At 54.2% G+C, this 13,381-nt stretch carries 11 protein-coding genes; 6 read left to right on the forward strand and 5 right to left on the reverse strand.

The features are described 5' to 3' along the window. The first annotated feature begins 106 nt into the window (after positions 1-106). A complete protein-coding gene (locus OE750_RS11395; protein WP_263764336.1) occupies positions 107-2,395 on the forward strand; it encodes an adenosylcobalamin-dependent ribonucleoside-diphosphate reductase in 2,289 nt (762 codons plus the stop codon). 518 nt (positions 2,396-2,913) lie between these two features. Here OE750_RS11395 and OE750_RS11400 read toward each other — a convergent pair. From OE750_RS11400 to OE750_RS11410, 3 genes are read right to left on the reverse strand one after another with little or no spacing between them, the layout of a single operon-like run. Then, positions 2,914-3,777: a hypothetical protein gene (locus OE750_RS11400; protein WP_263764337.1), complete on the reverse strand. Its 864-nt coding sequence runs from the start codon at positions 3,775-3,777 to the stop codon at positions 2,914-2,916. Positions 3,778-3,789: 12 nt separating this feature from the next. Continuing rightward, positions 3,790-4,512 carry a hypothetical protein gene (locus OE750_RS11405; protein WP_263764338.1) on the reverse strand — a complete coding sequence of 241 codons (723 nt, stop codon included), beginning with the start codon at positions 4,510-4,512 and terminating at the stop codon, positions 3,790-3,792. 2 nt (positions 4,513-4,514) lie between these two features. After that, positions 4,515-5,327: a TIGR04255 family protein gene (locus OE750_RS11410; protein ID WP_263764339.1), complete on the reverse strand. Its 813-nt coding sequence runs from the start codon at positions 5,325-5,327 to the stop codon at positions 4,515-4,517. A gap of 521 nt (positions 5,328-5,848) precedes the next feature. Here OE750_RS11410 and OE750_RS11415 point away from each other — a divergent pair. After that, entirely contained in the window at positions 5,849-6,907 is a 1,059-nt protein-coding gene (locus tag OE750_RS11415) for an IS110 family transposase (protein ID WP_263764340.1), read from the forward strand. Positions 6,908-6,965: 58 nt separating this feature from the next. On the opposite strand, the gene OE750_RS11420 is transcribed toward OE750_RS11415, so the two are convergent. After that, a complete protein-coding gene (locus OE750_RS11420) occupies positions 6,966-7,121 on the reverse strand; it encodes a hypothetical protein (protein ID WP_263764341.1) in 156 nt (51 codons plus the stop codon). A gap of 40 nt (positions 7,122-7,161) precedes the next feature. Beyond that, the gene (locus OE750_RS11425; RefSeq protein ID WP_263764342.1) at positions 7,162-7,548 is read right to left on the reverse strand and encodes a hypothetical protein; all 387 of its coding nucleotides are present in this window, start codon (positions 7,546-7,548) and stop codon (positions 7,162-7,164) included. 208 nt (positions 7,549-7,756) lie between these two features. On the opposite strand from OE750_RS11425, the gene OE750_RS11430 reads away from it, so the two are divergent. From OE750_RS11430 to brxC, 4 genes are read left to right on the forward strand one after another with little or no spacing between them, the layout of a single operon-like run. Next, the gene (locus OE750_RS11430) at positions 7,757-8,632 is read left to right on the forward strand and encodes a WYL domain-containing protein (RefSeq protein WP_263764343.1); all 876 of its coding nucleotides are present in this window, start codon (positions 7,757-7,759) and stop codon (positions 8,630-8,632) included. A gap of 26 nt (positions 8,633-8,658) precedes the next feature. Beyond that, entirely contained in the window at positions 8,659-9,243 is a 585-nt protein-coding gene (locus tag OE750_RS11435) for a DUF1819 family protein (protein ID WP_263764487.1), read from the forward strand. Continuing rightward, on the forward strand, positions 9,240-9,848 hold the full coding sequence (locus OE750_RS11440) for a DUF1788 domain-containing protein (RefSeq protein WP_263764344.1): 609 nt from the start codon (positions 9,240-9,242) through the stop codon (positions 9,846-9,848). The genes OE750_RS11435 and OE750_RS11440 overlap by 4 nt, the downstream gene beginning before the upstream one ends. A gap of 4 nt (positions 9,849-9,852) precedes the next feature. Continuing rightward, positions 9,853-13,380: a BREX system P-loop protein BrxC gene (gene brxC / locus OE750_RS11445; protein ID WP_263764345.1), complete on the forward strand. Its 3,528-nt coding sequence runs from the start codon at positions 9,853-9,855 to the stop codon at positions 13,378-13,380. Position 13,381 lies beyond the last annotated feature (1 nt).

Genomic DNA, 13,381 nt, shown 5'->3' on the forward strand with positions numbered 1-13,381 from the left:
TTCTGCCACTCACGTTATCTTGCGTAAGGGGCGATTGAGGGTTTGACCCTTACCTGTGCTTTCGCTTAGTTAGACCTCTTGCAAGATATGATCTGGGGACCACCGAATGAGCCGTTTTTCCGCGCCGATTGCAGAGCAAATCTGGGATATGAAGTATCGCTTCAAGGAGGCGGACGGAACCGCGATTGACCGCTCTGTGGAAGACACATGGCGGCGCATTGCGCGTTCGGTCGCGGCGGTGGAAAAAGACCCCGCGCATTGGGAAAATGTGTTCTACGGCGCCTTGGAAGACTTCAAATTCCTGCCTGCGGGCCGCATCACTGCAGGGGCGGGCACAGAACGCTCTGTGACGCTGTTCAACTGTTTTGTGATGGGCACTGTGCCCGACAGCATGGGCGGGATTTTTGACATGCTCAAAGAGGCCGCGCTGACCATGCAGCAGGGCGGCGGCATTGGCTATGACTTCTCTACCATTCGCCCCAAGGGTGCGGATGTGCTTGGCGTTGCGGCCGATGCCTCGGGGCCGTTGAGCTTTATGGATGTGTGGGACGCCATGTGCCGCACGATTATGTCTGCGGGTAGCCGCCGTGGCGCCATGATGGCGACAATGCGCTGTGATCACCCTGATATCGAGGCGTTTATCACGGCCAAATCCGACGCGGCGCGCTTGCGGATGTTTAATATGAGCGTGCTGGTGACCGACCCGTTTATGGACGCGGTGAAGGCGGGTGAAAGCTGGGACCTGAAGTTTGGTGACAAGGTTTACCACACGGTTGAGGCGCGCGATCTGTGGAACAAGATCATGCAGGCAACATATGAATACGCCGAGCCGGGTGTTATTTTTATCGACCGTATCAACCAGATGAACAACCTGAACTATTGTGAGCAGATCGCGGCGACAAACCCCTGCGGCGAGCAGCCTTTGCCGCCCTATGGCGCGTGTTTGCTAGGCTCGATCAACCTTGCGAAGCTGGTGGCGAAACCGTTTGAAGCGGGGGCCGATCTTGACGAGAGTCAGCTGGAAGAGCTTGTCGCCGCAGCTGTGCGGATGATGGACAATGTGGTCGATGCCTCGAAATTTCCGCTTGAGGCGCAACGGCAGGAAGCCCATGCGAAGCGGCGGATCGGCCTTGGGGTAACAGGGCTTGCGGATGCTTTGCTTATGGTCGGGTTGCGTTATGGTTCGGATGAGGCGGCGCTACAGACCGAGGAGTGGCTGCACCGTGTTGCGCGTGCGGCTTATCGGGCATCTGTTCAACTCGCGAAGGAGAAGGGGGCTTTCCCGCTGTTTGATGCGGAGAAGTATCTTGCCAGCGGTGCGATGCAGCAGATGGACGAAGACGTGCGCGCCGAGATTGCGGAGCATGGCATCCGCAACGCATTGCTTACGTCGATTGCTCCGACAGGCACAATCAGCCTTTATGCGGGCAATGTCAGCTCGGGGATCGAGCCGGTGTTTGCCTATGCATACAAGCGCAAGGTTTTGCAAAAAGACGGCTCGCGGACGGAAGAGGAAGTGGTGGATTATGCCGTGGCCCTGTGGCGCGAGAAGTTTGGCGACACCGCTTTGCCCGATTACTTTGTGAACGCCCAGACGCTTGCACCTGCCGAGCATGTGAAGATGCAGGCAGCGGCGCAGAAGTGGGTTGATTCCAGCATTTCCAAAACGATCAACTGCCCCGAGGACATCGGGTTTGAGGAGTTCAAAAACGTCTACATGCAGGCGTGGGACACTGGCTGTAAAGGCTGCACCACCTACAGGCCCAATGATGTGACAGGGTCGGTTTTGTCCGTGAGCGAAGAAAAGGGAGTTGCCCCCGAAGTTATCGCCAACACAGACGCCGAGCCGCTCACGCCGCATGGCGATGTGGTCTATATGACCGAGCCGCTGGACCGCCCCAAAGAGCTTGAGGGCGCGACCTATAAACTGAAGTGGCCCGACAGCGAGCATGCGATTTATCTGACGGTGAATGACATTGTGATTGGTGGGCACCGCAGGCCATTCGAGGTGTTTATCAACTCCAAAAACATGGAGCATTTTGCCTGGACCGTGGCGCTGACGCGGATGATTTCGGCGGTGTTCCGTCGCGGTGGCGATGTGAGCTTTGTTGTGGAAGAGCTGAAGGCCGTGTTTGATCCACGCGGCGGCGCGTGGATGGGTGGGAAGTATATTCCCTCAATTCTTGCGGCGATTGGTGGTGTGATTGAAAAGCACATGATCTCGATCGGCTTTATCGAAGGCGAGGGCATGGGCCTGAAAACAGACCCGACAGCGGCTGTGGTGAACCTTGGCGCGCCGCGCGGCAAAGCGTGCCCGAGCTGCGGGCAGTATGACATGCGCATGGTGGAAGGCTGCATGACCTGCGCAAGCTGCGGCCATAGCAAATGCGGCTGATCTGAAAACGGGAACGGGCGCCCAACCCAGAAAAACCATATTAGTGCGCAAACGAAACCATAAGTCTGCGCAATGGCTGTCAAGTAGTTCTTCTCGACGCAGTGATTAGAAAAATGACCTAAACTCAGCCGTCGGGAAAACTGCTGTTTTAGTCGCCCTCCGACGAGCTGGAGGGAGACAAATGCATATCATTATGAGTTTTATTGGACCGGCCTCAGACAGCACTGATCATCTCTGTCAAATCACGGAAGATCGGCAAAAATGGGTTTGAGCCAGGCTTCACTCCGCATTGCCTCGTGGTCGGTTGTGCGGACCTTCTGGTTCTTCGCCGAAAGTGAGCGATCCCTAAACTCACTTGAGCAGCATTCGAAAAAGAGTGAGGAAAGCGGAAGTTTGCTGCACTTTCGAAAGTGCGGCTCCTCCCACTAAAAGATTGCATTTAGACTGGCATGGCATCAATCATCTCACTTCGTCGCTATTCGAGGAGAATGATCGGCCCCAATATACTACGAAATACGTCAGTCTTCTTTATGATATCTTTTAGCAAAAGAGAGAGCGTTCAGCTCAAGAGGATAGGTATTGAGGTATTCTGCCGCCGAGAGCTCGTGCAGCGTTGCAATTCTCAGCACCGGATCAAACGGAGAAAACGGCTCTGACCAGGTAATCTTGTCTGCCTGCTCGTTTAACTCCTTCCTGATCACCTCAACATCTTTCACTTCACGGTTTTCTGGATCTTTGAGAATCGCCAATAATGTGATCGGCACTCTTTCAGTGTTTTCCCAGGACGTATGCGGAAAAATACGGAACTCTGATATCGAACGCAGAGATTTACCGAAGTCGGAACCCTTGCCATACCTTTTGTTCACAGCAATCCGGAAGGTGTCCATGCACGCGTTGAATTTGTCAGGAAAGCCGAAGCGCCCATAGAAACGCTCAAGAGCTCTTGCAAAACACTGCAAATCTAATTCCTCGGGACAACCCCGTTGCCTAGACCACTCTACAAGGAGATCTTTCTTTACACTCATGGCGCGTGTGAAGTCGACGACAATACTCTCTGGCGCACCGGCAAGCATGCCAAATCTTGGAACTTCGCCCTTCTCAACAGCGGAAAGATGGGCGGCATTGAGCTCGACGAGTGGGCATACGGTTACATAGGATACGGTAGTCTCAACAGGGTCCCGGACGATATCACACGTTTGCGAAATAACGCAGATCCCCTTGTGTTCCGTCTCTACGTCAGCGGAAAAGACATTCCCATCTTCATCGTCATCAAAGGGCGAAGTGCAGAAAAGAAATTCATCACAGTCAGTCGTGAAATCGCCTTGCTGCCATTCAGCAAGGCGATCAGCAACGCTCGTCTCCTCAGCGGCCTCATCGAGCAACAGGGAATTCCTTTATACTTTAGCTCGGCGAATGCTCTTGCGTCGGGTTTTGGGACGCGCCATGAGCTCGACCTCAGCTTCATCGCTAAGCTCTTCAGACGGTGAATATTCGAGCGGTGCGTTTTTGGCCCGCGCCTCTTCGGTGAGGATGGCTCCAAACGAAACACGGCCAATGCCTTCTCCTGCGCGATCCCTAATCGCTTGGAGCGCTCCGTCCTTCATGAGTTCGAAGAACGTTTTGCCATCAACTGCTTCACTCAGAAGCAGCCGCTTGTTCTCCTCCTTTGTTCCGCGGTCAATGAAGCGAAGCATGGCAACAACTGCGCCCAATTTCTCATGGTGTTCACCCGTAACAGGCTTCCCAGCCTTCCAATAATGGAGAGCTCGTTGCTTGACCCCGAAAACGTCAGAAATTTGCGCCCATGTAAGGTCGCTGAGGCGCTTGAGTTCGACAATTAACTCACTTGTCCTCGACTCCGCGCTGGTTTCTGCGTCGCCTTCGTCGGCAGCTATAGAAACGCGAATACCTTCAGATGAAGTTCCCAAACGGAACTCCTGCCATTTGAGCATCTGAATTGCGTCTTTTGCCGAAATCGAAATTCTCGTCTTCTCGACAAATGGAGCAGCTATTCCCGGCTGATTTTCATGCGGGATCACCTCCGGAAGACCAGTGTGACCCACGGCACCAACTGGAAGGCACAACGCCATAGCAGTGATAGAACCTTGCACTCTCATAACTACTTGCCCTTAAAGCGATTCATAAATTCTTCGGTGATGCTCCACCGGAAAAAAGCGTAAGACCTTGCCGCAACTTTGTCGAGCTCTGCGCAAAGGAAATCTGGCTCAAGTTGAGTCGAAGCACAGCCGGTGCTGAAGGAGTCAACGTCCAACACCCAGCTTGCTTCATCCACAGGAGGCGCCACCTCCGGATCATGACTGAAGCCTTTTGGGGCTAAGCCATAGCGCGCTATCAGTTTGCCTTCGGCAGTCTTTCCGACAACTTCACTCATCGAAATCTCGATGTGCTCGGCCAAATTAGGTTGCAGCACATTGAGAAGATCAGATCGGATGAGGACTGAGAGCTCGCTAAGAAAATCCTGCCCCACAAGTCGGTCTACATACCGAAAACCGACGCGTTCAACCAGAGGCGGCGAGATGCTGCTTGCCAACGCCCCAAGGATAACGCGCATCCTTTCGAGGAAATCCTCTCTTGAAACATACTTGGCGGTTTCCAGTGCTACGAAGTCTGTGGCCAGAGATATGCGCATAACCCTCTCAGGATCAAAGAATCTCCATACCGTTGTTTCGATGGCCTGATGTTGGATTTCTTTGTCGGAAACACGCAACTCTACAGACTGAACCGTGTCAGCCTGGACATGAGGATATTGGGAGCGCAAGGCTTCTTGGAAATCAGCGATGTAGCTTTCATTGCTGATTTTGGAGACCTTGGAGAACCTGACTTGGGCGAGGACGCGAACCAAAGGCGCATCTGCCAGCGGCACGCTTGCAGGGACCTCACCAAAAAGTGGGTCATCGGAACGCTGTGACATGTGTCTTCCCATCATTTTCACCCCCCCCTTATAGCATATGAAGTAGAGTGTGAAGTAGGATTTTCTAAGGGGGAATAGTAAAAAAGTCTTACCCCACCGTTTTTGAGGCTCGCCGTTGAAGCTTTTGCAGCCAGCATGATCATCGTCAACCGCGGAGGCACACCCGTTCGTATGCCGCCCTGGATGCGTTTTAAACATCCTTCTTTACGGCCTCGTCGATCTAGAGCGGGCAGTTGTAGTCGACATATGCCCGCTGGTGCTGGGCTGTGGTTGCCTAGGGTCGCAAATTTCCCTGATGGCCCAGTCATTGCAGTGATCGTGAGCATAAAGGTATAGCGGTTTTGTCTGCGGCTCGTCAGTGCGAACGAACCCAGATATTACTCTCGCGGTGAGTGTCTGGGATGCTTGCTATGACGGCAGAAAGCCGTAGCCAGTTCGAATGTCCGCTAATGGGATGTACCGGCTGCTTCACCCAGCAGGTTAGACTGAGCCTAGTTTCACCTGCATATAGGAGAAGTAGCATGGCGAAGAATGATTTTGATGAGCTGATGTCGATTGGCGTCGATATCGGCAAAGACACGTTTCATTTGGTTGGTTTCGATCCGACTGGTCAGCGGGTCCTGCGCAAGCAGATCAAGCGGCTGGCGTTGGTCGCAACGTTTGAACAGCTACCGCGCTGTATCGTGGGAATGGAGGCTTGCCTTAGCGCCCATTTTGTTAGCCGCACCCTGCGTAAGATGGGTTTTGAGCCTCGTATCATCCCTGCGATTTACGTGAAGCCGTTCAACAAGGGACAGAAGAACGACTACAACGATGCTGAGGCCATCGCCGAGGCTGCGCTGCGACCGAATTTGAAGGCCGTTTCCGAGAAGACTCAGGACCAGCTCGACTTACAGGCATTGCATCGCGTGCGGTCACGTCTGGTGTCGCGTCGGACGGCAACCATCAATCAGATCCGCGCCTTTCTGATAGAACAAGGGATCACGGTCCGCAAAGGCCTGCGCGCTTTGAAGAATTCCTTTGAGACGATCCTGGAGGAGCGCAAAGACGAGATATCACGCCGGATGCGTTCGATCTTGATCGGCCTTTACGGCGACTGGATGTGGATGGATGACCGCATCGATAAGGTCTCAAGAGAGATCGAAGAGATTAGTCGAACCGAGGAGAACTGCGTGAATGTCATGACGATCCCTGGTGTTGGCCCGATGATTTCCACGGCGATGGTAGCGGCGGTTGGTGAGGGCGAGGCTTTTGATCGTGGGCGGGACTTTGCAGCTTGGGTCGGGTTGGTGCCCCGACAATACAGCACTGGTGGGCGAACGATCTTGGGTCGTATCTCAAAACGAGGTAGCCGATATCTGCGGATGCTGTTCGTCCAAGCGGCAAAAGTCATCATGATGCGGCCACATCGGTGGCCCGACTTTAGCTTTGGTGAGTGGTTGATAAGTGCTTCCGAACGTATGCACCGCAACAAAGCAGCTGTCGCATTGGCCAACAAGCTCGCGCGGATGGCGTGGAGCATCTTGAGACATAAAACGGCGTTTGACGCACCAAGAGACGAGGTTGCTATCGGCGTCTGATAGACCGGCAGCAATCCAAAGGAGTTCGCGATAGATAGCAAAGCATGGAACGGAAATACTACGCCCCCAGAGTCTGACGGCCCTTAAGGTCATAATCGACCTGTCCGCTAATGAGATCACGGCGCGTGCGTAACCCCAACAAGGCCACGACCCGCGTGTCGATAAACAGGCCGAATACATATGAGCGACTTCCGAGAACATGCCAGAAAATCATTTGCGAACAGCAGTCGGTACATACACATGGGCCGAACTCGTTAGTGGAAATGCGTTTCCAAAAAAGTCGTTGTCTGTTGGTCGAGCATCGCTACCTTATTGTGGGCATGTCGGAACAGCATCCGCGCTAATTCTGATACCGGTAAGCCATCCGCTATATCTCTAAAGGGTGCTATTTCTGTAAGGCCAAGCGGGCGCAGAACGCTTGCCTCTACGACGATATCAGCGGTCACACGTGAACCTGTATTTTCGAGGTTAATGACTCTTCCTGCTGCGGCGAGCCCTTGGCCACCTTGGCGCTCGGAGGTCCAGATGAATATCCGCTCGCCAACCAATATTTGGCTGCCGCCATACATCGTTCTTTCATCGATGCGGATATTCTGCCCAACTACCATTTCGATAGGAGCGATCTTCGCAATGAAAGCCATTTCTATTCCTCTATCTTCATTCCTCTCACCACGTTATCGTCCCTCAATGCGGGAAAGCAATGTGGCGTCTTGCGTTGACATTTTCGTTGACCTTTTCCGCAGTGCGAACCTGAGACCGATTTGATCTTCTCGGGATCGTATTTCATCCTGCGCCCGCCCATGGTTCTTTTTAGTAGACCCTTCTGTAAATACACACTACCCTAGAAATATGGCCAACCGTGATACTCAACAACCCAACAGATGGCAACGCGAGCGACGCGAGTTCATAGAGCATCGCATTTTTTGGCATGGCTCAATCGGACTGGCTGACTTGTTGGATGTCATGGAGATCAGCCGGGCTCAGGCATCGAAAGATCTGAATGGCTACATCGCCGATCATCCTGGGCATCTTTTCTATGACAAGAGCGCTCGGACCTACGTGATGGGAGAAGACTTTGAAGCGCACTACCTGTCGATTGATCCCGCTGAGTATCTGGCGGATCTCGCTGCAGTCGCTCAAGGCGCGCAGGTGCCGAAATCGGATTGGATCATCGATCACCCCAGCATTCTGACTCCGACAATTCCCGCGCGGGGGCTCGAGCCCACGACGGTGCGCAACGTATTGTTGGCGTGCGCTCAGCGACGCCAGCTGTCCATCACTTATCAATCGATGTCGTCGCCGGAGCCAACCGAGCGTGGCATTGCACCTCATGGGTTGGCCCATGACGGGTTTCGCTGGCACGCAAGGGCCTATTGTTTCAGGGACGGTGTCTTCAAGGATTTCGTTCTAAGTCGTATGCTGACCAGCAATCTATCCGGCGCGTCCGAGATAGATCCCGCATTGGATACCGATTGGGTGGACACAATCACCCTTCAGATTGCAGCGCATCCTGCACTCTCCGATAATCAGCGGCGTGTGGTCGAACTGGATTACGGTATGATTGACGGCATAGCCGAGGTCGTCGTCCGGAAATGCCTCCTGTTTTACAACCTAAAAAGACTTGGCTTGGATACTGATCCTGACGCGCGTCGTCCGCAGGATCAACATATTGTCCTGATCAACGCACCAGAAGTTCAATCCGCACTTGAAAGACGCGAGTCATGAGCATGAAACGCCCGCAAGAATATCGAATGTCATTCACTACGGGAGGGCTTTTCCTGAACGAAAGCGTGGCGGTGGCGCGACTTCACGTTGACGGCGAGGCTTGGGAGCAAACAATGCTGCGCGCCATGGAACAAAGTGCGACATCGTTGCCCAAAGCTGCCTCCAATCGCCGCACCCTGCGCGAAATCACAAACCGACTTCGAACGCTGACATCTGAAGAGCGCCATTTTCTACTGAGTGAAGCTGATCGCACAGACCAGCAGGCATTGCTTTGGTTGACGACATGTCGCGCATATCGGTTTGTCCGTGAATTTGCCCTCGAGGTCATCCGCGAGCGTCATCTGTCCTATCAGTTCGATTTGCCTTTGGAGTCTTTTGACATTCTATTTGAGGCGAAGGCGGAATGGGATGAAAATCTGGCAAAACTCAGCACATCCACCCGCAAGAAACTACGGCAGGTCTTGTTTCGCATGATGCGTGAAGCAGGGATTATAACGAGCGAAAATCGAATTCAAACGGCCATTCTTTCGCCGCGATTGAAAGCGATGCTTGAGGATCAAAATCCGGGAGAGCTTGCCCTCTTTCCCGGCATAGTGATGGACGGAGTATGAGCTTGAAGCCCGAATTGAGCCGTAAAGAACGTGCTGAGCACCTCTATCGCGTCATTGCAAGCGACCGTTTTCTGAGAAAAGAGGGCCTTGGAAATGAAGTGCCGTTCTTCATCTGTCCGTTTCCCGCCGAAGAAGGCCAGTCGATCATCGATGACCGAAAAGATCTGGTATCCCGTGTTGGCCATTCCGGCGTGCGTGTGCTGGATCTGAGCCTTTACGATATTGCGCTGGAGATCCTTGAAGAGCGTGACATTCTCGAACAGGTTTTAGAAATCGAAGCCGACAGCGAAAAATCCGAAATCAAGGAACTGCTTCAGGGCGTGCTTGACCCTGAATCCCATCTGATCCCCAAGATCGGCACCGCGATTGAGGCACAGCCACACGATGTGATTTTTCTGTCCGGCGTCGGAGAGGTCTACCCGTTCATCCGCTCCCACAACGTCTTGAACAATCTTCAAAGCACCGCAAAGGTCGCTCCGACAGTGCTGTTCTTTCCGGGAAACTACACACACGCATTGGCTACGGGCGCGTCATTAGATCTATTTGGTCTGCTTCATGACGACAAATACTACCGAGCCTTCAACATCCTGAATTACGAGGTCTGAACTGATGGCCCAGTTGCTAAAAGATATTTTCGAAAAACCGGTCGACCGCGCCATCGATGGCGTTATCAAAGCTGACGACGAGGCGAGCCTCCGGGTTGAATTGGACGAATACGTCATAACGGGTGAAATTGGTCAGAAGCTCGGGCAGTTTCTGGATGCATACAACAATTACGATAAATCGAATGGGGTCTGGATTTCAGGCTTTTTCGGGTCGGGTAAATCCCACCTGTTGAAAATGCTTGCCCTGTTGCTCGAAGATCGTGACGTCGGCGGAGTGTCAGCCCACAAGATCTTTGCCGGCAAGCTGAAAGATGATCCGATGCTGAAGGGCGCGCTGGACAAGGCCGTCTCGATCCCCTCGAAATCTATCCTGTTCAACATCGACCAGAAAGCCGATGTCATCTCGAAATCGGATGTGGATGCGCTACTCTCGGTTTTCCAGAAAGTGTTCGACGAGTCCTGTGGTTTCTACGGCAAACAACCCCACATCGCCCAATTCGAACGGGACCTTCACCAGCGCGGGCAATTCGACGCCTTTCGTGCGGCTTTCCATAAGGCGGCCGGCAAGCCTTGGGAGCACGGCCGCGAACAGGCGCTTCTGGAGGCGCGCAACGTCGCAACGGCCTTTGCGGCAGCGACAGGCGGTGATCCGACGGACGCCAAGGATATTCTCACGCAATATCGCAAGGACACCCGAGTCTCGATCGAGGATTTTGCGGACACGGTCAAAGCCTGGATCGATGAACAGCCAAAGGGCTTCCGGTTGAATTTCTTTGTCGATGAGGTCGGCCAGTATATCGCTGACAACGTCAAGCTGATGACGAACCTTCAGACGATAGCCGAGTCTCTGAATACCCGCTGCAAGGGACAGGCCTGGCTCATCGTAACGTCCCAGCAGGACATGGAAGCCATCGTTGGTGACACAAAAGCGTTCCAGAGCCAGGACTTCTCAAAAATCATGGCCCGGTTCTCCATCCGGATGCCGCTGGACTCGCAGAACGTCGCCGAAGTGATTCAGAAACGCTTGCTTGCAAAGACGCCAGAAGCAGAGGTCACTCTGGGCAATCTGCATGACCACGAGGAAAACAACCTCAAGACACTGTTCGATTTTGCGGACGGGTCGATCAAGTTGAAGAATTACACGGATCGCGACCACTTCGTCTCCAGTTACCCGTTTCCGCCATACCAGTTCACTCTGTTCCAAATGGCGATCCGGTCCCTGTCCCAGCACAACGCCTTTGAAGGCAAGCACAGCTCTGTGGGCGAACGCTCGATGCTCGGCGTTTTCCAGGAAGTCTCAAAAAAGCTTATGGACCAGCCGGTTGGCGGACTGGGCACGTTTGACCTGATGTTTGAGGGAATCCGAACAGCCCTGAAATCGAATGTCCAGCAGTCCATCCATCTGGCTGAACGTCAGATCCAGGATCTGGATGACTTCGCCGTCCGGGTTCTGAAGGCCCTCTTCCTGGTGAAATACGTCAAGGGTTTCAAACCTTCGGTGCGCAACATCTCAATCCTGCTGCTCTCGGAACTGGATGCAGATCAGACAGTGCAGCGGCGCAAGATCGAGGAGGCGCTCAGTCTGCTGGAACGCAACACGCTGATCCAGCGCAATGGTGAGGTTTACGAATTCCTTACCGATGAGGAAAAAGACGTCGAAGCAGAGATCAAGGCGCTCGATATCGATCCGTCCGAGCTCTCCAAAGAGCTTGAGACCCTTGCTTTCGACACCATCCTTCGGCACCGCAAACTGAAGCACGCGGCAACGAACAACGAATACGCCTTCACCCGAAAACTCGATGATCACGCCCTCGGGCGCGAGCACGAGTTGGCCATCAACATCATCTCGCCGGTCAGCGAAGACGCCGACAGCCCGGAAGCCGTGCGGATGAAAACCATGTCCCGCGAGGAACTGGCGGTCACCTTGAAGGCGGATGCGAATTTTGTCCGCGACCTGATCCTTTACAAACAGACAGATAAGTTCATTCGCCAATCGCGCACAGGGTCACCGCAACCCGGTCGCGACCGCATCATTGCCGAGAAGGGCGAACAAAACGGCCGCCGTGCCAAGGATCTTGAGTTGCGTCTCCGGCGCCTGATGGGCGAAGCACGCCTGTTCGTGCGTGGCGATGAACTCGACATCGGGGGCGAAGATGCGCAGGACCGCATCATCAAAGCGTTCCAGACCCTCGTCGACAAGGTTTACACCAACCTGCCCATGCTGCGCGGTGTCAGCTACTCAGAAGCGGACATCAACAAATCGGTTCAGCCGGACAGCAGCTTGTTCGGCACAGGCGGCGCCGGTCTCAGTGAGGCCGAACAGGATGTGCTCAGCTTCATCAATGGTCAGGCTCGCAATGGTGTGAAGGTCTCGGTCAAATACCTAATAGAGAAGTTTACGACAAAGTCCTACGGCTGGCCGACAACCGCCGTGTTGTGCATTGCCGGCAGCCTCTCTGCCAAGGGCAAGATCGAAGCCCGTGTCGATAGCACCCCGACCGAAGGGCACGATCTTGCCAAGGCGCTCAACAACAGCCATGCCTTGCCCAACATCCTGCTGACCCCCCAGCAGGAATTCTCTGCCGCCGAAATCCGCCGGTCGAAAGAGCTCTACCAAGAGCTTTTCTCGCGCCCGGCCTCAGGCGGTGATGCCCGCAGCCTCGGGGCGGAGTGGCTGGAAAGCTTGGGTGAGCTTGAGGCGGAGGTCGATGACCTGACCCGACAGGCGCGTGACTATCCGTTCCTTGCAGCGCTGGAGCCTTTCCGTGATCAGCTGCGCGGCATGAAGGCCAAACCGGCACCTTGGTTCATCACCGACGCCCCGCTGCACGAGGATGAGCTGCTGAACCCCAAGGAAGACATACTCGACAAGATAAAATCCTTCATGGGCGGCGCGCAGCGCGCGATCTATGACGAGGCGCGGAAGTCTCTCGCGCAGAGCCAGGCCAACATCGACTATGTCGACCCCGAGGCGGGGCGACAGATCCGCGACACGCTGGCCGATCCGGCTTGCCACACGGGCAATGCAATCCAAGATCTGAAATCTTCGATCTACGCGTTGAAAGATAAGGTCGAGCTGAAGGTAGTGGAAGAACGCAAGGCCGTCCTCGCTGCAATTGATGAGGTGGCGGACAAGGTCGCGCAGATGGCGGATTTCCAAGACCTTGATGCTGACAAGCAGGCGCAGATCACCAACTGCCTCGACAGCCAGAAATCCGGTCTCGACAACATTACCCTGATCCCTCTGCTTCAAAACAAGGCTAACAGCGCGCGCACGCAGTTGCTGGCCGAGATCATCAACAAGGTGGATCACCTTGCCCGTCCTGCCCCATCGCTAGCCGATAAAAATCCCGGCTGGAATGAAGCGCCGGGTGCGGCTCCGATGGAGCCAACGACGGTTCTTGCTTCCCAGTTGAAAGTCACGTCGTCCAAGACCGTCTTGCTGAACGAAGGCGACGTCTCCGATTACCTCGATGAATACAAAAAGACCCTGCTGGAGCAGATCCACGCGGGCAAGAAAGTGATTGTCTGAC

It is taken from the genome of Lentibacter sp. XHP0401, from assembly GCF_025751535.1.
Taxonomy (GTDB): domain Bacteria; phylum Pseudomonadota; class Alphaproteobacteria; order Rhodobacterales; family Rhodobacteraceae; genus Lentibacter.